At 27.7% G+C, this 25338-nt stretch carries 21 protein-coding genes and 2 tRNA genes; 11 read left to right on the top strand and 12 right to left on the bottom strand.

Annotation, left to right across the window (positions count from 1 at the left end; genetic code table 4):
- The 5 genes from ACXYRR_RS03370 to ACXYRR_RS03390 all read right to left on the bottom strand — a co-directional run.
- Positions 1-897 (bottom strand): site-specific integrase (locus tag ACXYRR_RS03370; protein ID WP_458597934.1); only part of this gene is annotated, 897 nt, incomplete at its 3' end.
- Between the two features lie 190 nt (positions 898-1087).
- A tRNA-His gene (locus ACXYRR_RS03375) sits at positions 1088-1163 on the bottom strand.
- Positions 1164-1293: 130 nt separating this feature from the next.
- Positions 1294-2763 carry a lysine--tRNA ligase gene (gene lysS / locus ACXYRR_RS03380; protein WP_458597936.1) on the bottom strand — a complete coding sequence of 490 codons (1470 nt, stop codon included), beginning with the start codon at positions 2761-2763 and terminating at the stop codon, positions 1294-1296.
- A 69-nt stretch (positions 2764-2832) separates the two neighbouring features.
- Positions 2833-3528 carry a ribonuclease HIII gene (locus ACXYRR_RS03385; RefSeq protein ID WP_458597938.1) on the bottom strand — a complete coding sequence of 232 codons (696 nt, stop codon included), beginning with the start codon at positions 3526-3528 and terminating at the stop codon, positions 2833-2835.
- Positions 3528-4427 carry a Cof-type HAD-IIB family hydrolase gene (locus tag ACXYRR_RS03390; RefSeq protein WP_435128813.1) on the bottom strand — a complete coding sequence of 300 codons (900 nt, stop codon included), beginning with the start codon at positions 4425-4427 and terminating at the stop codon, positions 3528-3530. The genes ACXYRR_RS03385 and ACXYRR_RS03390 overlap by 1 nt, the downstream gene beginning before the upstream one ends.
- A 644-nt stretch (positions 4428-5071) precedes the next feature.
- On the opposite strand from ACXYRR_RS03390, the gene ACXYRR_RS03395 reads away from it, so the two are divergent.
- Together ACXYRR_RS03395 and ACXYRR_RS03400 are read left to right on the top strand one after the other, a co-directional pair.
- Complete coding sequence (locus ACXYRR_RS03395; protein ID WP_458597940.1) at positions 5072-7069, top strand: S8 family serine peptidase; 1998 nt, start codon at positions 5072-5074, stop codon at positions 7067-7069.
- 1 nt (position 7070) lies between these two features.
- On the top strand, positions 7071-7829 hold the full coding sequence (locus ACXYRR_RS03400) for a hypothetical protein (protein WP_458597942.1): 759 nt from the start codon (positions 7071-7073) through the stop codon (positions 7827-7829).
- Positions 7830-7885: 56 nt separating this feature from the next.
- Here the strand turns inward: ACXYRR_RS03400 and deoC are convergent, their stop codons facing one another.
- From deoC to deoD, 3 genes are read right to left on the bottom strand one after another with little or no spacing between them, the layout of a single operon-like run.
- Positions 7886-8548: a deoxyribose-phosphate aldolase gene (gene deoC, locus ACXYRR_RS03405; protein WP_458597944.1), complete on the bottom strand. Its 663-nt coding sequence runs from the start codon at positions 8546-8548 to the stop codon at positions 7886-7888.
- Between the two features lie 2 nt (positions 8549-8550).
- Positions 8551-9846, bottom strand: a complete 1296-nt coding sequence (locus ACXYRR_RS03410; protein ID WP_458597946.1) for a thymidine phosphorylase — start codon at positions 9844-9846, stop codon at positions 8551-8553.
- Position 9847: 1 nt separating this feature from the next.
- The gene (deoD, locus tag ACXYRR_RS03415) at positions 9848-10552 is read right to left on the bottom strand and encodes a purine-nucleoside phosphorylase (protein WP_458597947.1); all 705 of its coding nucleotides are present in this window, start codon (positions 10550-10552) and stop codon (positions 9848-9850) included.
- A gap of 295 nt (positions 10553-10847) precedes the next feature.
- Here deoD and ACXYRR_RS03420 point away from each other — a divergent pair, with 295 nt between their 5' ends.
- The 7 genes from ACXYRR_RS03420 to ACXYRR_RS03450 all read left to right on the top strand — a co-directional run bounded on the left by ACXYRR_RS03420 (position 10848) and on the right by ACXYRR_RS03450 (position 19934).
- Complete coding sequence (locus ACXYRR_RS03420; protein ID WP_458597949.1) at positions 10848-10979, top strand: hypothetical protein; 132 nt, start codon at positions 10848-10850, stop codon at positions 10977-10979.
- Between the two features lie 61 nt (positions 10980-11040).
- Positions 11041-12093, top strand: a complete 1053-nt coding sequence (locus ACXYRR_RS03425; protein WP_458597977.1) for an SGNH/GDSL hydrolase family protein — start codon at positions 11041-11043, stop codon at positions 12091-12093.
- 98 nt (positions 12094-12191) lie between these two features.
- Positions 12192-17489 (top strand): hypothetical protein, encoded by a 5298-nt coding sequence (locus ACXYRR_RS03430; protein ID WP_458597951.1) that lies wholly within the window; start codon positions 12192-12194, stop codon positions 17487-17489.
- Between the two features lie 14 nt (positions 17490-17503).
- A complete protein-coding gene (locus tag ACXYRR_RS03435) occupies positions 17504-18028 on the top strand; it encodes a hypothetical protein (protein WP_458597953.1) in 525 nt (174 codons plus the stop codon).
- 83 nt (positions 18029-18111) lie between these two features.
- Positions 18112-19083 carry a DNA cytosine methyltransferase gene (locus ACXYRR_RS03440; RefSeq protein WP_458597955.1) on the top strand — a complete coding sequence of 324 codons (972 nt, stop codon included), beginning with the start codon at positions 18112-18114 and terminating at the stop codon, positions 19081-19083.
- 76 nt (positions 19084-19159) lie between these two features.
- Positions 19160-19768: a UpaP162 family type II restriction enzyme gene (locus ACXYRR_RS03445; RefSeq protein ID WP_458597979.1), complete on the top strand. Its 609-nt coding sequence runs from the start codon at positions 19160-19162 to the stop codon at positions 19766-19768.
- 75 nt (positions 19769-19843) lie between these two features.
- Positions 19844-19934 (top strand) — tRNA-Ser (locus ACXYRR_RS03450).
- Positions 19935-20069: 135 nt separating this feature from the next.
- On the opposite strand, the gene ACXYRR_RS03455 is transcribed toward ACXYRR_RS03450, so the two are convergent.
- Genes ACXYRR_RS03455 through ACXYRR_RS03470 form a run of 4 tightly spaced genes read right to left on the bottom strand, consistent with a single transcriptional unit; the run spans position 20070 to position 22471 of the window.
- A complete protein-coding gene (locus ACXYRR_RS03455; RefSeq protein ID WP_458597957.1) occupies positions 20070-21098 on the bottom strand; it encodes an HAD family hydrolase in 1029 nt (342 codons plus the stop codon).
- Positions 21098-21496, bottom strand: coding sequence for a hypothetical protein (locus ACXYRR_RS03460; RefSeq protein WP_435129829.1), 399 nt, complete (start codon positions 21494-21496; stop codon positions 21098-21100). Before ACXYRR_RS03460 ends, ACXYRR_RS03455 begins: the two co-directional genes overlap by 1 nt.
- Complete coding sequence (locus ACXYRR_RS03465) at positions 21471-22004, bottom strand: DUF4231 domain-containing protein (protein ID WP_458597959.1); 534 nt, start codon at positions 22002-22004, stop codon at positions 21471-21473. Before ACXYRR_RS03465 ends, ACXYRR_RS03460 begins: the two co-directional genes overlap by 26 nt.
- Positions 22004-22471 carry a hypothetical protein gene (locus ACXYRR_RS03470; protein ID WP_435129835.1) on the bottom strand — a complete coding sequence of 156 codons (468 nt, stop codon included), beginning with the start codon at positions 22469-22471 and terminating at the stop codon, positions 22004-22006. The genes ACXYRR_RS03465 and ACXYRR_RS03470 overlap by 1 nt, the downstream gene beginning before the upstream one ends.
- 59 nt (positions 22472-22530) lie before the next feature.
- Between ACXYRR_RS03470 and ACXYRR_RS03475 the strand changes: the two genes are divergently transcribed.
- On the top strand, positions 22531-23373 hold the full coding sequence (locus tag ACXYRR_RS03475) for a Cof-type HAD-IIB family hydrolase (RefSeq protein ID WP_458597961.1): 843 nt from the start codon (positions 22531-22533) through the stop codon (positions 23371-23373).
- Between the two features lie 76 nt (positions 23374-23449).
- The gene (locus ACXYRR_RS03480; protein ID WP_458597963.1) at positions 23450-25270 is read left to right on the top strand and encodes a R.Pab1 family restriction endonuclease; all 1821 of its coding nucleotides are present in this window, start codon (positions 23450-23452) and stop codon (positions 25268-25270) included.
- The last annotated feature ends 68 nt before the right edge of the window (positions 25271-25338 follow it).

The raw sequence follows: 25338 nt of genomic DNA on the forward strand, positions 1-25338 counted from the left end.
CACTAAATCGATATCTTTATTTTCTAACTCATTAATTATATGTAAATAAATTCTTTCGGTAGTATTCATACTAGCATGACCAAGTCGCTTCGCGACGGAAGCTATTGATACCCCAGCATATAACAACAATGATGCATGTGTATGTCTAAGGGCATGAATTGTTATCGGTGGAACATTTGCCTTGTTACACCTGCGAATCAAAGTATCATTAATGGTTGAATTGTAAATTCGTTCTTTGAAAACAAAGATAGGTTTTTCTGGATCTAAGTCCTTTATTATCATTGCAAACTGTGATATAGTCATTCAATCAAGTTGTACCTTGCGAATTGAAGATTTATTTTTTGTAGGCAGAAATCCACCATTTTCTTTATAATTTCAAGTTTTTGATACATTCAAGTTTTGTCTAACAAAATCAAAATCTTTTGGTGTAATAGCCAATGCTTCTGAAAACCTTAATCCTGTTTTAGCTATCAGCAAAATTAATCAATCTATGTTTAATTGTGAATCTAATTTTAGTGTTTTAAGAAGCAATTGCAGCTGAAATTGATTAAGATATTTTTGTCTTTTTTCTCTAGGATTTTTTCCTTTAATAACTACCTTTCGAGTCGGATCGCTTTGTAAATAACCATCATCTAGTGCATCTAATATGCAACCTTTAAGATGATGATGAAAATCCATAGTAGTTTGTCTTTCATGGGTTAATGCATATTCGTTTAATAATTTTTGATATACATAGCGATCTAAATTACTTAGTTTAAGATTGGGTGCTAGTTTAATAAGTCATCTTAAGGTTAGTTCATATTTTTTATAACTAACATCCCTTATTGAATCTTTTTTATATACTAAGATTCAGTTTTCAAAAAATTTGTGTAATAGTATATCTGGTTTTCTTCTCATTCTTCTCCTTTTAACCCACGGATATTATGTAAAAATCATATTATAGAGATAAAGAAAGAATAAGATATAAAATTATATACTACAACTTTCAATTTATAACTAATCTATCAAAAGAAACATTATACAGAGATTTTAAATTTTTAATTCCTTAAAACTAACAAGTTAAAAAAAGGATATAAAAAATAACCAATGGGGCGGTTGACGGGATTCGAACCCGCGAATGACGGGACCACAACCCGCTGTGTTAACCACTTCACCACAACCGCCATAATCTTGGTTATTGCTAGTATATTATACCGTAAATATCAAAAAACATAGTTTTATAACTATGTTTTTTTATGTCTATTATATAGGTATAAAAATAAAATATGAAATTTTTATACCTATATAATTTTTTTATTTATGATTTTTTCTCTTTAATGTAGGGAATAAAAGCACATCGCGAATCGAATCTTTTTCAGTAAATAACATAGTAAGTCGATCAATTCCAATCCCACATCCACCAGTAGGTGGCATTCCATATTCTAACGAATCAACAAAATCTCAATCTATATCACTTGCTTCGTCATTTCCGTTTTCTTTTTCTTGTAACTGTTCTTGGAATCTTTGCAATTGATCAATTGGATCACTCAACTCAGTATACATATTTGCATATTCTTTGGTATTTATAAATAATTCAGCACGTTCGGTAAATCTTGGATCTTTTGATTTAGCTGTTAAAGGAGAAATTTCAATTGGATGTCCATAAACAAAGGTTGGTTGTATCAAGGTTTTTTCGATTAATTCTTCAAATAGTTCATTTATGATATGACCTAATTTAAAGAATTTTTGTATCTTTACTCCATTGTTTTTTGCTACTTCTATTGCTTGTTCAAGTGAAATATTTCTAAAATCTACATTAGTTGCTTCAGAAACCGCATCTACCATATCTAGACGTTTAAAAGGTTTTGATAAATCAATTTCTACACCTTTATTTATGACTTTTTCTTTACCGAGATTTCTTGCAATTGTTTTCAATAATGTTTCAGTGCGATTCATCATTCCTTCTAAATTAGAGTATGCTTCATAAAACTCTATTGAAGTAAATTCAGGGTTATGTGTAGTATCAATTCCTTCATTTCTGAATATACGTCCAATTTCATAAACACGGTCAATTCCTCCTACTACCAACTTTTTAAGAGGAATTTCTGTCGCGATTCTAAGAATGAATTCTTGATCAAGTGCATTATGATGTGTAGTGAATGGACGAGCAGCAGCACCGGATAAATAATCATTTAAAAATGGTGTTTCAACTTCCATATATTCTAATGCATCAAAGTATTTACGAATTTGCGAAATAATTTTTGTTCTGGTTCAAAATACATCTTTTACTTCATCATTAACAATTAAATCCACATATCTTTTACGATATCTTTCTTCTACATCACTTAGTCCGTGATATTTATCAGGTAATGGTTTTAATGCTTTTGTAAGTAATTTTATATGTGTTGCTTTAACAGTCACAGCACCTGTGTTTGTCTTCATCACACTACCTTCAACATAGATAATATCACCTAAATCTAAGGTATCAACTAATTTTGCTAATTGTTCATCTTGTTTTTTATTAAAATATACCTGCATCTTTCCGTGATAGTCTTTCAATAAAATAAAAGGTCCACGCATAGTCATAATACGTCCTGCGATAGCAAGAAAATGCGATTTTTCTTCAAGATGTTCTTTTGTTACATTTGAGTATGCTTTTTCAATATCATCTGAATAAGAAAGTTCTTTTAGGTTATCAGCTTTAGCAAATGCTTCAACTCCTAATTGTTCATATATTTGTAGTTTTTTTCTTCGAATTTGTTCTTGTTCACTATATTTTTCCATTAATTTCTCCTTTTTATTTATTTTATCAAAATCTTTATAATTGTTGATAAAAAACGGCAAAATGCCGCTTTATAATTTAAAACTGGTTTTGCATACTTTTTCTAACGACTCTTCACCGTGTTTTAAAGCAAACTCTTTCACTTGTTGTTTTACTTTTGAACTTGCCCCATAAGCAAATTCATAATTTCATTCACTTCTTTGTTTATTCATATACTCTATTAAATAATAACGAGCTATTATCGATGCACATGCAACAGATAAATTTATAGATTCGGCTTTTGGTTGATAAATAATATCAATATCTTTTTTATTAATATCATTAAATAAATTTATTTCATTAAATTTTTTTTGATACTTTAAAATAGAGTTAAAAGTTGAATATTGATCAACTAATACTGCAAAATCTTTTACATTTATATTGTTATATTTGTCAAAAAAATGTTCTAAACAATGCATATGAATAAAATATTTGATTTCATTTGCATTATATTTTTTTGATACTAACTTATTATAACCACTCTGAGTGAGTACGTATTTGGTATATGGAATCTTTTTTATCAATTCCTTTGCTAATATCTGGATTCTATTATCAGTTAATAACTTTGAATCCTTTATACCTAATTCAGTTGCTCATAAATGTAAATTATTAGGTAAAAATGCACAAACACCTATGACTGGGGTGAAAAAATCACCTACTCCTGTTTCATCTATACCTATTATCTCCTTATTTTTATATAATTGATTAAAAACATCAAGTAATCTCACTAATCTTCCTCTTGACTTCTCTTTCTGCGTTTTTCATTAGATTTAGCTTTTTCAAGTTCTGGATTATCTAAAAATTTATTTATATATCAACCTACTCCACCATCTTTGTTTGTTTTTGCAATCTTTACGGTCGCATATCTTTTTACTTCTCTAGTTGAATTTCCCATAGCTACAGAAACATTAGCAACCTTAAACATAGGAACATCATTAAAACCATCTCCTATTGCAACTGTATTCTCAATTTTTACATCATAGTAACGAATCAACATACTCAATGCTTTCCCTTTGTTAGCAGTAATATTAGTCATATCAAACACAGGACTTAATCCTTCCCCTTTTGACCAATATGAAAACTCTGCTAAATCACCATATCTTGATTTTAAGTATTGCCTTAATGATTCAACATCTGTTGTTTTTTTCACATCAAAAATTATTCCTGTTGGCATTAAAGGTATTTTATGAAAGTCTAAACCTATTTTTAATTTTGCTGTTGTAGAAAATCCAAAAACTTTTTCTAAGTCTTCATCACGATGTTGTAATTGCACTCAATCTGGTCCTTCAATTGCAATATTAGAAACTTCCTGCTGGACTTTTTCATCACCTAAAATATAAAGAGCTTCATTTAAGTTTAAATATTTTATATAAGGGATAAAACTTTCATCATAAGGTCTGTGAATGTGTGCTCCATTATAATTAGAAACAACAGTATCCAATTTTAATGCCTCATAAATACTTTTAGTACTTCTTCATGGTCTACCTGTTAAAATACATACAATATGACCTTCTGAAACAGCACGATTTATTGCATTTTTTGTTTGTTCGTGCACTTCCCCGGTAGCACTGGATTGCAATGTTGTACCATCTAAGTCAATGGCAAATAAATATGTTTCCTTATCCATTTATCTCCTTTTTTATCTTGTTTATAGTTAAATAATTAAATATATTAAATTATACACATTTTTGTTGAGATTTTGGATTTAAAAAATCCAGCTGATAAACCGTGTACTTAGTAGTTGGAAACATATATCGCAATATGACCAATTTTTTTTTACGTGACCAGCTCAGGAGAGTTGTACGCTCTAATCACGGCTTATATGTTATTTATCGATAACTTTTATAATAAAAATTCTATACACAAATAACAATATTTCAAAATTACTAGAAATGTTAAATTAGATTCTTACTGGAGGTACGATGCTGCTGATGCTAGCGAGTTTAATAAAGCATCATCTAACTATTTATTTGCTTATTTAAATGCTATTTATGCTAAAAATGATTTAGAAAAGATAAAAAGAATTAATTATAAAAAAGAACTTGCAATGAATAACAAAGCAAAATAAATTATTAAAAAGGTGTTGGGTTAAAGTATTTATATAAGTATAAATGCATATTTCTTTTCCATAAAATTTGCAGATATAAAGAGTTTAAATAACTTTTTATATCATTTTCTAAACTCTTTTTCTCATTTATTATAAAATAAAAATGTAAGAAATCGTATACTTAATTAATTTCTTACAAAATATTATGATAAGGAGATATTATATTGAAAAAAAAGATTAAAAAAATTATTTCTTTTGGAACCTTATTTTTTGGTTCTATTGTAACTTTTGCTGCAATTGGTTTAACAAATACAACAAAAATAAATAAAAAACCTTGATATCTTGAATATCAGAGTAAAAAAGTTGAAATTCGTATAAATAAAAATGGTGAACTTTTCAATTCAGTGAGAAATGTTGCTGTAAATAATAATTTTGAATTAAAACTTTTATTAAACTTTGATGAAAAACCTAATTCTGTTTATGATGAAAATTGGGTAAAAGATAAAAACATTGAATTTATAGAAGCAATTAAAAAGAAAAGATTAAATTTTAAAAAATATCAAATAAGTTCGATGATGCCAATTGTTTGATTTTATTTTGATGATGAAATTCAAAGAAAAAATTTCATTAAAAGCATTATAGATGAAAAAGAAATTTATAAAGGTATAATTTTCCCTAATGAAATACAAAATAAGCGGTTATCTTATAATAATAAAACAGATTGGGATGTGTATTTCGATCGTGATATAACAGTAGATAATACAAAAGATTTAGAAATAGTCAATTTCAAAAAACAAAAAGAAAGAGAAGATAACAGATATTATAATAATGTAGGAAATATAGGTGTTTTAGAATGAAATGGTATGATAGATGAAGGAAAATTACAAAATTTTCAAAAGTTTGGGATTAAATTTTATAATGTATCAAATTCAAATTATAGACATCATGCTAATGAAGTTTCAAATGTTGCTGTAGGTGATCGTGGTTATGATAGATATTCAAAACTTTTCTTTTCTACATTTATTAATGATTCTCAATGACAAACAGCCATAGAATGAATGGTTAAAGAAAACGGTGTTAGAGTTATAAACCATAGCTATGGACCAGAAAAAGATGAATATAGAAGAACATACAATGAAAATAATTTATTTTTGGATTACATATCAAGAAAATATGGAGTTGTAAATATTTTTTCTTCTGGTAACGGGAATGATGAAAAACAAACAGAAAATGAATGAATAAATGGTGATTTACTCTCTTTTAATGACATAGTTGTAGGTGCATTAGATTATAACCAGCAAACAGATAAACCGACTGAAACAATTGCTAAATATTCAAATTATTTATTACCAGATAAGTATACAAATCTTTCAAAACCTAATGTTGTAGCTCCAGGATATTTATATAGAAGATGACATAAAAGCGAAAATGGTATTTGAGAAAAATTTGGTGTTGATGGTACAAGTTTTGCTGCACCAGTAGTCACTGGTTTAGTCTCAACTCTGCTAAGAGAAAAAACATTTTTAGATAATGATAAAAACCGATTACAAGCTATAAAAGCCATTATAGGTGCTTCTTCAAGAAAACCAAATGTTAATAATTTAGAGTATAAGTCAAACGGATATTCAACTGTCTATGGTTCAGGAATAATAGATTTTGAAAATATGTTAGTTGCTTCAAATAACTTAGTTACAAAGCAGGTGTCAAAATCGGATAAAGATTTTGTTCTATCAACAAAAGAATTTTATGTGCAATCAGGTAAAAAAATCAAAGGTGCTAGTTCTTGATTATTCAATTCTGGTTTACTAAAATCGACAGAGAACTTACCAACATATAATGCGAATGTAAATTGATGATGATTTCTAGGGATTCTTGGTGGAGTAATAGCTAATTCCATCGAAGGTTCAAGGTTAAGCAAAGAAAAAGCAGAATGATATGATACTCATATAGATAACCAAAGACTTAATCTAAAAACAGTCAATACTAAGCAAGAAGATAAATTATTTTCAGACTACGATTTATATCTAGAGAAAAAAGATAGCAATGGAAATTGATTTGTAGTAAAAAGTATAACATCAGTTAAATCAAATGATGAAATATTAGAATATACAACAGCAGAGTCAGGTACATACCGCTTGAAAGTTAAAAAATATTCTGATGCATTGTTTGATAATTCAATCGATGATAGTTTAGCATTAACATATACAGTTCAGGACAAATAAGATGAAAAAGTTCAAAAAAATCTTTTTTCCTTTTTCTTCTAGTTTGATTTTCTTTATGACAGCCTGTTCTACTGCTAAAACATCAGATGTTAAAGTAGAAAAGAAATATAATTTAGAAGATATAGAAAAATTTCGTTCCCTAATTAATAAATATAACAACGAAAATGGTATTAAATCAATTTATGATGAATACTTTTCAGATTTATGAAGAGATAATAAAGAAAATAACGGTAAATTTAAATACTTATTAAATAATAGATATGAAATTATTACTTCCGAAAATGAATTAAAAGAAAAGTTTTTAAATAAATTTACATTAGAATATATCAAAAAATATTATCATATAGATCATTTTGTTACGAATCTTAGTTTTGATGTAAATACATTAACAGAAGAAAAATTAGAAAAAATGAACCGAGAAAAGTTTCAAGAGACCTTTTTGGATAACCAAGATATAAGTGAGTTCTTTAAAAATAAAAATTTGTTAATATATGAAAGTTGAGTCAGTCATGCTACACAAAAGAGTACTCTTGTTGCCGATTATAAAAATAATAATAAAACAAATTTACATTTCAATATAGTTGACTCAGATGACTTAGGATTTGTAATAAATATACCTCATTATGTAGGGATTAAATACTTAAAAATGGAAGTAAAGTATCTTAATAAATCCGATACTATAACCATTTCCCCTTTAATGAACCTAGAACAAAACAAAGATTTTTACGAATACCTTAAAAAGTTATACAAGGAAGAATAAAATCAAAATAAGAACATTTTTATGATGTTCTTATTTTGATAAACTTTGATTTTGCTTTAATATCCTGATTTTGATTGGTTTCCTTCTACTATCGCAACTGATCTAGATGTTCCAAATCGCGATGCCCCTGCTTGATGCATTTGAATCAGGTCATCTAATGAAGAAATTCCGCCTGCTGCTTTGATTTGTAATTTGTCTCCTGCTACAGATTTCATTAATTCAATATCTTTTAAATTCGCTCCACGAAAACTAAATCCAGTAGATGTCTTAATAAATTCTGCTCCAGATTTTAGCACTATTTCTGTAGCTTTTTTAATTTCTTCTTCTGTTAATAAAGCAGTTTCGATAATAACCTTTAAAATTTTATTTCCACATACTTCTTTAACTTTCTTAATATCATTTAAAACATATTCATAATCTTTTTGTTTAAAGCGACCTACATTGATTACCATATCAATTTCATCAGCACCATGATCAATTGCAAGTTTTGCTTCTTGTGCCTTTGCTTGTGTTATCATTGCTCCTAGTGGAAAACCTATAACACTGGTAATACCTACATCGCTTTTTTGCAATTTTTCAGAAGCATACTTAACTCATGATGAATTCACACATACGGTTTTAAATCCGTATTTTTTGGCTTCATCAATAAGTTTATTAATATCTTTTTCGGTTGCTTCTGCTTTCAAATAAGTATGATCAATCATCTTGTTATAATTCATTTTTACCTCATTTTATCTAAAATTATTTTATTTTCTACGGGTGTTTTATTAATCCGATATCCTTGCATTAATTCATTTACAAGGGTTGGATCAATAGGTTTTGATGAAGATAGGGTGAAAAGTTTATATCCTGGACGAACCAATTCATTTGTTTTTTTATGAATTGTGATTCCGGCTTCAAAATCTATGCTATCTTCTTTGGTTTTTCTTCCGGCACCAAGTTTCATAGCTACGATACCGAATGTTAAACTATCAAAAATTTCCATATATCCATCGATTTGATTAAACACATGTAATTGGTATTTAGGTTTTCAAAACTCATCACTTTGCAACTTATTCACATCACCATTTTGTGCTTGCACAAAGTCATAAAACTTTCTTAATGCACTTCCATCTGAAATCACTTTTTGTATTTTTTGCAATGCATCAGTTTCATTAATAGCTATTTTTGCTTGTTGTAAAATGGTTGCACAAGAAGAAAAAACAAGTTCATTAAAGTCATCTGGTCCTTGTCCTTGCAAAGTTTTTATTGCTTCTAAAACTTCGTTTTTATTCCCTATTTCTCTTCCAATTGGCCGATTCATATTAGTTATTTCAACTCTTACATCTACATTTAACTCTTTACCAATATCAATCATCCGTTTAGAAAGTTCCTTAGCACTTTCTAAATCTTTCATAAATGCACCATTCCCGCATTTTACATCTAATAAAATTGCATCAGCTCCTGTTGCAAGTTTTTTAGACATAATTGATGATGCAATTAATGGAATAGATTCAACTGTTGCAGTTACATCCCTTAATGCATATAATTTTTTATCAGCAGGAACTAATTTAGCACTTTGTCCGATTATGGCGATTTTATGTTTTGTAACTTGCTCAATAAATTGCTCATAAGTTAATTCGACGTGAAAACCAGGGATTGATTCAAGCTTATCAACTGTCCCTCCAGTATGTCCAAGCCCTCTTCCGCTCATTTTCGCTACTGGTGCTCCGCAAGCTGCAACTATAGGTGCAACAGCTAATGTAGTTTTATCTCCAACTCCACCTGTAGAATGTTTATCTACCTTGATTCCAGGTATCATAGATAAATCCATAACTTCACCTGAATGCATCATATATTTAGTCATTAATGCAGTTTCCTTAGTAGTCATTGAATTAAAAATAACTGTCATTAAAAATGCACTCATTTGATAATCTGGTGTACTTCCATCTACATAAGAGTTAATTAAAAACTTAATTTCTTCTTCATTAAGTTCTAAATTGCGTCTTTTTTTATCAATAATATCAACTACACGCATTTTATCTCGCTAATTTTAAAGCAATTTCCATCATTTTTGTAAATGAATTTTGACGTTCATTTGCACTTGTTTCTTCGTGAGTAATTAAATTATCACTAATTGTTAACAAACATGCCGCTTGTTTACCTGTTGCTTGTGCATTAGTAAATAATGCATATGATTCCATTTCTACACAAAGGGCACCCGATACATCAATTCTTTTTTTAAGTGGTACAGATGTATAAAATACATCAGATGAATGTACTCTTCCTTTATTAATTTTAGTTCCTAAATCAGAAGCAATCTTTTCTATTTCGGAATTTAATTGAAAACTTGGTTTAGCAATGTGATCATTTTCGTTTAAAACAAGTTTTCTAAACGAATTATTGTCTGCATATGCTTCAGTTGCTAAAACAACTTCATATAAACCCAAATCCTCTTTATATGCTCCTGCAGACCCAATTCTTATAATGCGATCTACATCATAGAATTTAAATAATTCATAAGAATAAATACCAATTGATGGACAACCCATTCCGCTTCCTGCAATTGTTACAGGTTTTCCTCTATAAGTTCCAGTATACATAAACATATTTCTGATTCAGTTAACTAATTTATAACCTGGATCTAAGTATTTTTCTGCGATAAATCTAGCTCTTAAAGGGTCACCAGGCATAATAACTGTCTTAGCAATATCCTCTTTAGCTGCTCTAATGTGTGGTGTCATAAATCCTCCTTATATGATAAATTACTATAATAATTTTATCACTATTGATTTTTTCTTAAAATATTATCTTATTTTATAGTATAATATTATTATGAAAATGTTTTCTTAAAAATTGAAGAAAAATTATATTTTTTATTTTTATGAAACAAGAATGTGGAACATATTTATATTATATATACTGCAAAAGGTAAAATTTGTCCAATAAAGGCACATTTAAAAAGATTAAATATAATTAGTCTTTTAAATGTGCTTGACACAGCACTTAATCATTAAAAAATGATAGTAAGGAACATTTATGAAAAAGAGATTTTTATTTACAGGTGGAATGGCGCTGCTTACAGCAACTGCTATAACTGCTTCTTGCACAGCTTCACCAAGCAATTCAAGCGAGCATCTCCCCCCCCCATTCAGCTCAGTTAATAGTTAAATCGCAGCGTGATAAATCTGATTTTTTTATTCCAGCGAATGAAAAAATTCGATATGTTGCAATTGGTGATTCAATTACAGAAGGATTTGATGGAACATTGTTAAGATCATATCCTGGTAAAAAAGAAGCAGATGGAAGCATCTCTGGTGTTTCATATCCTGCTTATTTAGCGAGACTTTTAAACCAGAATAATCGTGTAGATGACTTTGAAAACTTCGCTATTTCTGGTTCAAGATTACTAGATTGACTTCGTTTATTTAATATCCCTTATCAAAGTGGAATACCATATGAAAATAAGAATGAAATTACAATTTTTGGTAAGGATTGAAAAACATATGCACAAAAAGTTAAAGCAAAATTAAAGGATGCTAACTTAGTTACATTCTCACTTTCTGCTAATGATATGTTGTTTTTACTTTTCCAACAAGCATCCAAAGATGATGTTGTAAAAATTGTTAAAAAATACTTAGCAAAACAAGCAATTGCTGCTGATGTCGTAGCATTTTTTACCAAATTACTTAATGATGCATTAAGAGAAACACAAAAAAGATTATTAACTTTTGTTTCAAACCTTAGAACATTTGCCCCAAATGCAAACATCAATATTATTAGTTATCCAACCCCGATGTTTGGAATGGCTAATATTTTAAGGGATTATGTTAATAAGTTATTAGGTGGTAATTTTGATATTTCACCATTTGATTTTCTTATTAACCACCTTAATAACGGACTTAAAGAGGCCGCAAAACGTGCTAATATAAACTTCATTCAAGCAGTTAATGCTGATTATTGAAATCATAATGTAACTAAGTTTACTACCTTATTCTTTGATATTCACCCTAATATCTTTGGTTACAAAAAAATCGCAATGGATATTTATCTTAAGATAACTAATCCATCATTAAATGTTAATGATTATAAAAACTATGATTTTTCACAACAATACTTAAACTTAGATGCTGATACTGCTAAATATGAAATTCAAGTAAAGGAATCGAATGCTAAAGTTCTTGGTTTTAACACTGATGCTTACTTAAAAACTCGCACTAAACAAGAACAAGAAGTAGCTTCGAAAGAAAAGTTTCTAACTTTAGCACCAGAATCGGTGAGTTAACTAACGACTTACTTGAAGGTGCTAAAGATGCGTTTAACTTCTTAGCTACTAATTCTACTTATAAACAACTTGATCCAAACGGACTTTTAATTAACTTATTGAATCAAAAACTTAGCAGTGGAAAAAATGGTAAAGATTCAATTATTGATACTATTATTAATGCTAAAACAATTAAAAACATAATCTATAACACCGAATCTGCTCTTTCAGAACTGCGTGCAAAGGGACAATTAACTTTAGATAAAGTTGCTCCGGTATTTAAGGATGCAGTCTTCAATATTGAAAACCTTGCTTTATTAATTGCTTCGCTTTCACAAAGTGAACTAGTAACAGAACACAAAGATCAGCTCGCTGTTGCTTTAAAAACAATCTTAAAAAACTCTTTAAGTGTTTTCAAAGACAAGATTTCAGGATTTTTAAATTCTAAATTACAAGAAAATCTAAGTGATTTTAACTTCACAAAAGATGATTTAAATCAACTTTCGCAAGCATTTATTTCATCACAATACCTTAAAAACTTAATAGATTTATTAATCGATTCATTTATCTTAAATCCAAGTAAATTCACTGAAGTTAAAACCCTACCTGATATCATTCGTGCTTTATTTAGTGATGAAAATCAAAATCAACAAATTACAGCTAATGTAAATAATCTCCTTATTGAAGTTCTTTCAAATCCGAAACTTAAGAAAATTACTACTGAAATTATTTACAATTTCCTTAAGAAAGGACAAATTGATAAGAATATCACTTCTGAACAAGTTGAATCTGTTGTATCCGACTTTTTAGCCTTAATTACCAATGTAAACAGTGAATTTAAAGTCTTTGATGAAGTAACTTTATCAGTATTAAATCATCTTAAAACTGTAGGTGACATCAAACTTCCTGATTTATTTACCAATGCAATCAAAGAGGTTTATGATAAATTTACTACAACTGGAAACCCAACAATATTATTTAGCATAATCAAAAGAGTAGCTCAATCAGATTTATTCAAAAATCACAAGGACTTTGCTAAACAAGTAGTTAAAAATGCATTAGATGAAAATAATTTAGCAAGAATTTCGCAAGAAATTGTCAAAACTATTAACAAGCAGAAAGAGGTTTCTAAATACATTTCATCTGATGCTGTAGCAAAATTAGTTCAACTGATCTTTAAGCAACCACAAATACATACACTTTTAGATGTAAGTGTAGATGCAATAATCGATAATGTGGATATTTGAGATAATGCTAATAATTTCACTGATATAGTTACAGAAATTGTAAAACGTGTTCCTTATGATAGCAACAAAGATTCAATTAATGCTGTTTTAAATAACATTATTAATGATCCAGATTTTGCTAATGTTTTAATTGATGCGTTTTCAACATCAATACAAACTTTTGGATTAAATAGCAAAGATCCAAAAATTAGTCAATTTATTAACGATTTAATTACACACATCCTAAAATGAATCAATGATAACAAATTTACCCAAAACATAATTGATGTGATCGGAGAAAGTCTTTCAGAAATTAAAACATCAAACAATCCTTTTGATGAATTTGCAAAAATTCCATCAAAAGTCTTTGATGTAATCAAAGATAAATTTACCAGCTTACCAAGTGAAAAAATTCAAGAATTAATCTCTGCTCCTTGAATCTCACAAAATTCTGATGCTGCGGCAGCAATTATTAAAGTTATTTTCAATGAACTAAATAAACGTGGTATCTTTGCTAAAAATATTGTTCCTGCTTTAAAAGATTTATTATCAAAGGATGCAGCAAAACCTTATCTAGATTCCAACGAAGTAACTCCATTATTAACATCATATTTACAAACTCAGCAAGGTATAAATTTCTTAGAAGATATAATTAAATTAATAATTTTAAATCCTAACCTTTTTGATAAATCAAATGGCCCTAGGGATATTACTAACATATTATTAAATAGTGCAGACTTTAAAAACATCCTAAATAAATACCTTGCACCACTTTTGATTCCACAGGCACAAGCAAAACATCTACCAAATACAGTTGCAAAACTTCTTCGCGAATTTGCTCGTAGATATAACTACAACATCGCAGATGAGTATCTTGATTTACTTCAATCACTTTATCCAAGTTTAGTAGATTTACTAAATCAGATGCAAAACTTTCCACAAGTTGCTAGTGCAGCAATCAAAGGACTTTCTGAATCAGAAAACGTTGATCAAATTGCTTGAAATATTTTTAGTGAAATTTCAAAAGTTATTAACTTCAAAGACTATGAATTTTGAAAAAAAGTTATTGAAACACCATTTATTTCTGAACATAAAGATCAATTTAGAAAACTACTTATTTCGTTCTTTAATACTTTCAAAACACAAGATTTATCATATGTTTTAGAAACTTTCTTACCTGATACATTATTTAATTTAACCAAGGAACAACTAAAAGAACGCATAAATGCATTATTAACTCACGATGAATTTGTATCAGTTTTAGATAGCACTATACAATATATTTTAGACAACACAAGCAAATTTACTAACTTCAACACATTCACAGATGCACTAAGAGATGTTGTTAAAAATTCTATTTTAGAGAAGTTATATAACGATTTTATTAAAAATCAAGCATGAGTTGATCAAATTCTTGATAAAGCATTAACCGATGAACAAAAACAAAGTTTAAGTAATTTAGGAGCTGATTTACACCTACTTAAAGAAGGTACAAAAGAAATAATTAATGATTCAAGTTTAAAAACTCAAATTTTTGCTGCTATTGATGATTTATTATCAAGACTTGATACCTTTAAAACTTTTACAAGTCGATCAGATTTGGTGCAAAAAATCTTTACTTCACAACCTTTCCAAGATGCAATTAAATCTATATTAACAAATATTTTTGCAAAATTATATACATCTAACAATTTCAAACAACTTTTGGCAAAAGTTTTAGTAAAACAAATTAATAAAACATCTTATGCATCGATATTCAAAAACATCGATGCATCAAAACAAGAAAAAGCTACTGAATTATTAATTGATGCCTTCGGTGTAACTGACAAAACTTTAAAACTTTCTCAAAGTTTTATCGATGGACTTGTAAAACTGCTATCAACCAACGGTACACAAATTGAATTAAGTGTATTATTTAACAAATGATTAGAGCAAGTTAAGGTATTTGCTTCTGATCCAAGTTATGAAGCAAAATTCATTCAATTGCTCAATAATATGCTTGCTCTACCACAACTTAAACAAGGTGATAACAAGGACATCTTTAGTAAACTCCTTGAAAATGGATTTGAACTTCTTATTAATCAAATTGATTTTGGTGGAATCTTATGAAACACATTCGGAAGTTACCTAGAAACCTTTGTCAACAATAACCTTATCAACAAAGAACAATTCACTACAATTATTAATTCTGCTTTAAGAGTCAATGGACTAAAGACAGTCATTGTTAATATCGTCAAATACTTCATCGATCACAATGACACCTTTAAAGATGCTAAATCTGTTTTAGATGTTATTAAAAAATATCTAAATGAATCAAATAATGAAACTAGTTTTAAAGATGCTATTAAATCTGTATTAAAAACTGCATTATCTTCAAATGATCTAAAAGTCGTAATTAAAGCAATTATCAATAATGTAATAACATACTTAAATATCCAAAAAACTGATCATATAACAACATTTATCGATGCAGTCGCTAATGATTTTGATGGATTATTTGATCGCACAGGTGTATTTGATAAAATATTATCAGCAGCAGTTGATTCAGTTAAAAATAGTAGTGATTTAGCAACCTTTGTAACCAATTTTACCAACAACATCAAAACTAATGTTAATTTCTTGCACTTTGATTTATTTAAGAAAGTTCTTAATGATAAAGTTATCAGCGAGCACAAAGATGGTGCTAAAGAGTTGTTCCATGCGATTGTAAGTAACTTATTAAATAACGAAGAAAAAACCAAAACATTTATTAAATCAATCAACATTTCTTCTTTCTTTATAAATCAAAGTGAACTCACTGGACCAGAATTTATCAATGATGCATTCGCTCTAGTACTTAAAGACTCTAATATCCGTGATTTAATCAATTTAATTCTTAGCGACTTTATCGATCGTGCAACTGAATATAATAATAACAGCGATTGATGAAGTGCATTAAACACCTTATTTAAATCAAGTCAATCAGAAAAATTTAAAACTAAATTCACTGAATGATTAAAGAGTGTACTTAAAAATCCTGACCCAAGACTTCCAAAAGGACTTGCACAATTATTAATCGCATCGCTTAAAAAAGCAGGTTTTGCTCTAAACGATGAAAGTGATTTAACTTTATTTACTACTGTTTTAACCAACTTAATGAAACAACTTGCTCAAAGAGATGAATTATCAAAAATGATTACACATATTTATGATAACATCAAGGCAATTGACTTTAGTAAGGATCATAATCCTAATAAAGTAAAACGTGCAATCATGGATGGTGCTTTATATATGATATTAACTGATGATAAAAAGAAGATATCATTAACCAAAATTGTTGCACAAAAAGACTTACTTAAAGCGCTTGTTGATTCAATCGGTGATGCTAACTATATAACCTTAGTAAACAGATTATTTGAATCATCTAGTCGTGAAAATAAAACAGGAATTTATAAGTTTATTGATAACTTTACTAAGGTTAAACCGGCACAACCTGCAAAACCACAAAATGTACAAGACGCGTCAACACCTAACCAAAGCAACCAAACAAGTAACGAAGATACATCTAAAAATGATAATTCAGATGAATCATATGGTTTTGAAACAGGTGGAATATCTCAAATTCTACAAAATGCATCCGGTGTTTCAGATTTAGTTGCTGTGTTAACTGAACCAGCATTTAAAGAGATGATTAAAAAGTCAGCAGATAATTCATTTAACTATACAACTGATAATAACAAAAAGAATAATCCAGAATATAAATTCTTATTTAGACTTTCTGCGCTGATATTATGATGAATTCATGATGGTGCTGGTGTAACGGGAGCAACCTTCTGAAATAGTAGTAATTATGATGTTCAAGGTTACTGAAATGATGGTTTACGAAAAGCGTTTAATGCTGCTACAACAAAGGATTCTAATTCTAGTTGAAACAAACTAACTAATGATAAAAAAGTTGCTATTGGAGCTACTTCAATAACAAATCCAAGTATTTTTGATGATACTTATATTATTGGGACTAAATCTACTTCATTTTGAGGTACCAACAATAACTCTGCTAACAATTATGACAAGAACTTGCTAATCAACTACATTTTCTATAACAATCACGGTAATCAAAATGATAAATATATTAGCAGTAAAAAAATGAAGGATGTGTTGTTAGAAGCAATCGAAAAAGGATATTTAGGTTGACAAGGAACTGCTAAATAATCCGAAAGGAATATATGAAAGTTAAAAAATTATGATGATATCTTGGTTTTGGTAGCATAACAATTCCTTCTGTTGCTTTTGCTGTTGCTTGCACACAACAAGTTCAACAAAAACCAAAACCAAAACAAAATGATAACGATATCTTTAATCAACATGTTCTTCCACAAATAACCTTAGCAGATGTTGCACAAGATACTAAAAAATATACCAAAGATGATTTGCAAAAAGCTCTTACAAACTTTTTAGCTGTGATTGCACCCGGATTTATAGCTTCTGATGCTTCTAAAAATACTAATAATTTAAACAACAAAGAAACCTTAGATAAGTTAAATACTTTTGTAAAAGATATTATGAATCTAATCCCAACAGGTGGAGATTATAGCACTCTCACTAAGGTAATGCACTTTTATACAAAAGCATTGCTTACACCGGATTCAAAACATGTAGCCCCACAAAACATTGTTTCGGTTCTTTTCCAAATTTATGCCGGCATCCAAAGTTTACAAGCACAAGCTGCTGCTTTGCAGCAACATAAATAAATAATAACAAGGGTAATATCCTTGTTTTTTTAATATTTTCAATAATTATGTGTTTATAAGTAGCATTAAGATATAATTAAATTATGGATAAGAAATTACTTGATTTATTTGCTGGTTGTGGTGGATTAACATATGGATTTGTAAAAAATGGTTTTGTGATTACAGACACCGTAGAATTTTGAAAACCTGCACTAGATACATATAATCTTAATTTTAACCAAGATGCCTTTGTTAATGACATTACTGATCCAAAAGTCTTAGAATATCTTAAGAATAACTATGCACATAACATCGATGTTATCATCGGTGGTTTTCCTTGTCAAGGATATTCAATGGCCGGTAAAAGAGATAAAGATGACAATCGCAATCAGCTTTATAAATATACCATAAAGGTAATTGAAGACATTCAACCAAGTCTTTTTGTCTTAGAAAATGTAAAAGGAATTCTTTCTTTTAAAGAACATGATGGAAATTTAGTAATAAATAAAATTATTGACAAATTACATAGCATTGGTTACTATGCAAAATATATCTTGCTTGATGCATCAAATTTTGGTGTTCCACAAAAGCGTCAGAGAGTGATTTTTATCGGTGCTAAACAACATCAAAAGGAAAAAGTTGATAAAGTAATTAAAATGCTTGAAAACACTTTTCTACCTATTAAAACCGTATATGATGCTATATCTGATTTAGAAAATGTTTCTGAGGATGTAAAATGAAATCATATTTTTTCAAAGCATTCACCTAAAATGTTTGAAAAAATTAAAAATACACAACCTGGTAAATCCCCGATGAAAAATTATTCCGATGCATTTAAAAGACAATTTTATGATAGACCGGCAACTACGGTAAAAGAAAATCATGGTGGAGTTCATTTGCATCCAAAACTACACTGGGTTATGACCCCTAGAGAACTTGCTAGATTACAAAGTTTTCCAGATGATTTTATTTTTACTTCTTCAAAAAGTAATATCTTAAAACAAATTGGCAATGCTGTTCCACCGAAATTATCCGAAGAAATTGCTAAAATTATAAATAAGGTATTTTATGAATAATTGAAATTTACTAAATAAATATAAATCTCTTTTGATAAGTCAGTTACATAATATATTTAAAATGTATAAATATTAAATACAAGTTAATGCAGAAGATTTAAATTTATTAGAATCTAAAAATAGTACTATTCGATCTTCAACAGCAATAGGATTTATCATAGAAGAATTTGTTTATCAAAAACTAAAGAATGTATTTTGTGATTTTGTTGTAAATATTTATCGCGAATCTAATACAACTACTCAAAGTTATGATTTTATCTTAGATTTTTTAGATGTTATGTTTTTAGTTAATATAAAAGTTGAAAATAATACAAGTAAAAATAATGCTGTTGCCTCTATAAATAAACTGTTATTAGATTATTATAAATTTATAAAGCAAGGTAAAAACTTCTTTTATCTTATTATAAAAATTAAATATAAAACCTTGAATGTTAAACCAGAAATATCATATTATGATAAAATAAAAATAGAAGATTTTTCAATATATGCACTTGAGGAATTTTCTTTTGACAACAAACACAAACAAGATCATCGTAACTGAAGCACAAATTTTAAAGCAGAATCTGGGAGATTAATTATTGATTCAGAATTTTTCAAAAACAATAAACTTAATCTAACTGATTCGATTTCTAATCAAAAGACTTTTGCATCTTTACAAAAGATATTTGAAAGACTTAAACAATAACATTTCATCACAAAAAAATTTTTTATTTTTTCTTTGTAAAAGTCCTATTATGTTATAATAACTTAGGTCTCAAATGGAACAGTACTCAAGAGGCTGAAGAGGCGGTCCTGCTAAGACTGTAGGGGAGGCAACTCCCGCGGAGGTTCAAATCCTCTCTGTTCCGCCATTTTTTTAATATTTAAATTCAAATTTTCATACCTTTTTTAAGCAAGTTGGTTTCTTAAATGAAATCATTCTTAAATTTGTTTTAAATCCTTAAACAAATTTTTAATTTTTAATAATTTAAAGACACCTTTTAACCTTAGGTGTCTTTCTTTATAAATTCAGCTAACCAAGCAACATCATTGCTCTGTAGATGCATATGAACCTTATTTTTGACTATTTCAAATGAATTAGCTGTAGTTGCTGAATATCTTACAACTTCAAACATTGATATATCATTTTCAGCATCGCCGAACACCATTGTTTTATTTGCATCTAAATTATATTTATCCAGCAACCATTTTAGTGCATTACCTTTGGTTGCAAATTTGGATGTGATATCAAAAAATTGTTTTTGTGATACTACACCAGTAAAATTTGCTTTATTTTTAAGGTATTCTTTTAGTTCAATAAACATCTCTTCATCGTTTTGTCTTCTTACAACTAAGAATTTAAAATGTTGTCAATTATATTGTTTTAAATCCACTTTTGCTTCTATATATCTACCTTTTTTAACTCTGCTAGGATAATTTTTCTTTATATAAAAATCACTTAAGTGAGTATTGTATGCAACCATTTTATCTTTAGTATAGAACAAAAAATCAAAATTTAATTCAATTAATTTATCATATAAATCAAATGCATCTTCTTTTAAGATATCAAATGATTTAACCAGTTTATCATTTTTTAAATCATATATCATCGAACCATTTGCTAAAATTAGTGGAAACTGAGTTGGTATATGATGGATAAATGATTGAATGGTAAACTTGGGTCTTCCGGTTGCTATGATAATATTTTTATTTTTGCTTTCTAAGTATTTTAATGCATTCAATTGTGCATCTAAAAGTTTAAAATCGGATGTCAATAATGTCCCATCTAAATCAAAAACAAAGGTATCAATATCATTCAAATTAAATTTAATTTTCATAACTTTTAAATCATATATATTTTCCTTATTCAACTGTATACTATGTATTTTAGTTAAAATTTCATTATTTGCATTAAACAAACATATTACTTTATTTATATAATTAAACTTAGCAAAATCCTCGCATTGTATTTGGATTTTGCTAAGTTTATTTTCTGTTATTGAACTTAAATCCTTAAAATAAAATCTTAGTTGCATTAGCTAAATAATTCCGAAATGTTATCAATATCTTCTTGTGATAAGTCTGTTTTTGCTTTTAATTCCAATGTTATTTCATTTGATCTAGCTAAATTGTCTCTTAATTTATTTTTACGATTTGATAAGTTTAAAAAAGATTGAATTGAAATTAAGAATGTTGATATCGAAGAAATAAATGAAATAGCAACAAACATAGCCATTGTTTCATTTGGATAACTATTTCAACGAATTGAATATAGGTTTAATACCACAACTGATGCAGATACTGCTATTGATAAAATACTTAAAAGTATGAATATTGTTCTTCAAAGAACATACTTTTTTTGCACATAATTTTTCATCATATGCATTTTTGGGATAACTGCTATTGAATTATAAACTTGTTTGATCTTGCTCATTTTTTCTTCCTTTTTGATAATCTTGAATGTCTAATAATGCTGTTGATTTATATCTTTCAGTTTCTAAAATATGTAATGCTCTTTTGTATAAAATAAATTTATTGGTGTCATTATTATGTGTATATAAATACAATTTTGATTTATAAAATACATATTCCATTTCAAGTTGCTTAACTTTCTTTTTATAAAAGATAAACTTACTATTAACGACAAATAAAGACAAAATACCTGATATTAATGATAAAACCGAGTTAATAATTGTAGTTAATAAAATATAGTTCGATGAATTATTAATGAACTCGTTTTTATATGGATTGACATTGTTTAAAAAGTGTGGATTATTACCTGCTAAAAACAATATCGCGATGATACTAATATAAAAAGCTGTGATAATGGTAATAAGGTTTAAAATGTAATAGAAAACTCCATAGACATACATTTTGATTTTGGCATTTTTGATAATTTTCCCATACATTTTTCTTGGTGTTAAATCGCGTTTTGATTGCATTATTTTATCCCTCTTTGAAACTCTGCTTTAAGAATTTTACCTATACCAACTTTCTTTTTCTTAGTTGCTTTTTCTCAAAGTTTATCAATAATCACTTCTAAATCAGCCTTTGAAATTTGGTTGCTATGATACTTTAAATCAAGGTATTTTAAAGTATTAACAATTTTTTTATACTTAGCAGAACGATCAAAATATTTATAAATAATCAAGGTTAATGTCAAAATAAATGAGAAAATTATAAATACAACTAGCACCATTAACAAAATATAAGATGTTGATTCAAAAACTTTTTTATCTTCGTTTCCTTTATGGACCAGCACCACTAAAGCATAAATAGCAACTGAAATAGATGCAATACTAAGTAGTGAAATAATCGATGACAACAGTGAATCAACAATCGAATAAATGCGCAATGATCGCTTATCTATATCATATTTTTGTTTAAGTTTTTCTAAAATTAAATTCATATTATTATATTTTATAATAAAAAGTGTATGTAATTAATAAATTATTTTATAATTTATGTATGAAAAAATGAGCTATATTTAGTGACGTTGATGGGACTATATATCCCTTTCTAAGTAAAGAATTAACAAAAGAAAATGTTTCAAAAATTCATGAAGTTGTTGAAAAAGGAATCCCTTTTATCATTAATACCGGTAATGGACCATATCCGAAAATTCAAAATTTAGCTGAAAAAGTACACTCTCGATATATCATTTGTTCGAATGGTGCGTTAATTTTTGATAATCAAACAAAAGAAATTTTGCATATTGAATATCTTCCACAAGAAGAAGCAAAAAAAGTTTGAGAACTAGCAGATGAACTAGGATTAGGGCTATATTATTTTGGTACACATAAATATTATTTAAAAGGTGCTGATGATCGTTTCCGTAAATTCATTAGTGATTTTTGTGAATATACCGACTGAATCGAAACAGGTGAAATACCATCTGATTTACATAAAATTGAGTCTTATGGACCATTAGAACTTGTTGATAAATTTTGTGAGCTTGCAAAGCAAAGAGGTATCAATTTAAATATTGTAAACCTTAAATCACATATTGAAATAACAAAAGCAGGTGTATCAAAAGGTAGTGGTATTAAGTGGGTTTGTGATAATCTTTTAAATGCATCCGTTGATGATGTAATGGCTATTGGTGATAGTCAAAATGATATTTCTATGTTCAAAACAGCAGGATATACATATGCAATGGAAAACACCGATTCATATTCAAGAACTTTTGCTAAATATTTTACATCCACAGTAGAACAAAACGGTTTAGCAGAAGCAATTGATGATTACTTATATCGTAGTGATTTTGAATTAAAACGTGCTATTTCACAGGGTTTGAAGAAAAACAAATAACCTCTTTGAGGTTTTTTAATAAAATGTATATAAATAAGTAATTTTTAGATATGTAAAACAATTTATAAAGGATATTATGAATAAAAAAATTAAGTTAGGACAATTTTTTACCCCAAAAGCTGTTGTTGATATAGCTTGAAAAATGATTAAAAGAAATAAAGTTGAATTTGATTTTGTTGCTGATACATCTGGTGGAAATGGCGATTTCATCACAGATGAAGTTGCAGATAAATTTATTTATGTTGACATCGACAAATACTATTATGATTATGTTAAAGATAACTATAAAATTCTTAAGACATTAAATAAAAATTCATTGAATGATTTGAAAAGAAGTGATATATGTACAAATGATAAAAAATTATTAATTGTAGGGAATCCGCCATATAACAACTGAACATCTTTTTATATGAAAAACCAAAAAGGAAGTATGCTAATAAATGATACATTTAAAGCACGAGATATGGGAATTTCTTTTTTAAAGATGTTTAACCATTTGGATGCTGAATATATTTGTGTTTTGCATCCGTTGTCTTATTTGATTAAAAAATCTAATTTTAATCAACTAGGTCAATTTAAAAATAATTATGTTCTTACAGATGGGATAATAATTTCATCAAATTTGTTCAATGATACATCCAAAAATACACAATTTCCCATAATAATCGCACTTTATAAAAAAGATTTAAAAGGGATGAGTTTCGATGAAATAAAAACCTTTACTTTTTCGGTTCATAACTCAAATTATAAATTCTGCTTAAATCAGTTTTTATATATAGAAGATGTGCATACAAAATACAAAGACAAGTCAATTACAGGTAATTATACTAATTTTAGCACTCTAAGAGATATGAATCAGTTAGTAATTAATAAAGGGTTTTTAGATCAGGAAAATGCTCAATCTATTAGAGTTAAAGGACAAACTGCCTTAAAAATCTTCAAATATCTACAAATATTAAAATCTTGATATTCTAAAAATAAAAATGAGTTTTACTTTTTAGGTAATTTTTCACCAATTGTTAATAAGGAAATATGAAAAAACATAGATACTAAGAGTGAACAAAGCATATATCAAGAAATAGATTTATTTTTTAGAAAAGAACTATCAGAAAATAATTCTATTTTATCAATATATACCGACAAATTAATTTGAAATTTCACCAACATATCACCTTCTGGAAAATACAGATTTAAAAATAGAGAAAAACATTTTGAACAAGTTGAAATAAAACTTTCTGCATCACAAGTAATTACTGATAAAGATTTTTTAGAAATACAAATAGGATATGATAAAAAAGTAGAAGACTTTTACAGCAAACCTTCTCTTTATAAACTTGCTTTTAAAAATAACAAGGATGAAAATAAATATATTTTTGAATTATCTGATATATTTTGTTGAGGGTTGAATAGAGGATTTATTGATTTAGAGTTTTTGACAAATTTATTAGAAAAAGTCGAATCAATTAAAACATACATTGAAGATGAATATAAAATAACGAGAAAACAAAGGGTTGAAAATCCTAAAATCATTTTGCCTATTAGTTTTCAAACCGTTGATGTAATAAAACCTAGTTTTATTAGTGAATACATTGATAATGACTTCATAGAAATTAAAATTGATTATAAACAGAAAGCAATTGGAACACAAGCAATGTTGTTTTTAAATTTATCAGCAAAAAATTTTGTAATAAACAATGAGCCAATTATAGGTAAAACCATATCCAAAACTTCTGTTATTAATTATGTCATAGATAGAAAAAGATATACAGACTTATTTATACACATTATTTTGCTTTTTGCTAATTTATCAAAAGAACATAACACAGATATTATAAGAATATTAAGTTCTGTGTTAAAATATAAACAAAATGAACTTTATGAAAATGTAGCATCATAAGAAAGTAATAAAAACTCTAAGAGTAAAAACAAAACCCGCAAAGTGGGTTTTTGAAAATAATTAATCAC

This window comes from Mycoplasma sp. 246B (assembly GCF_054353935.1).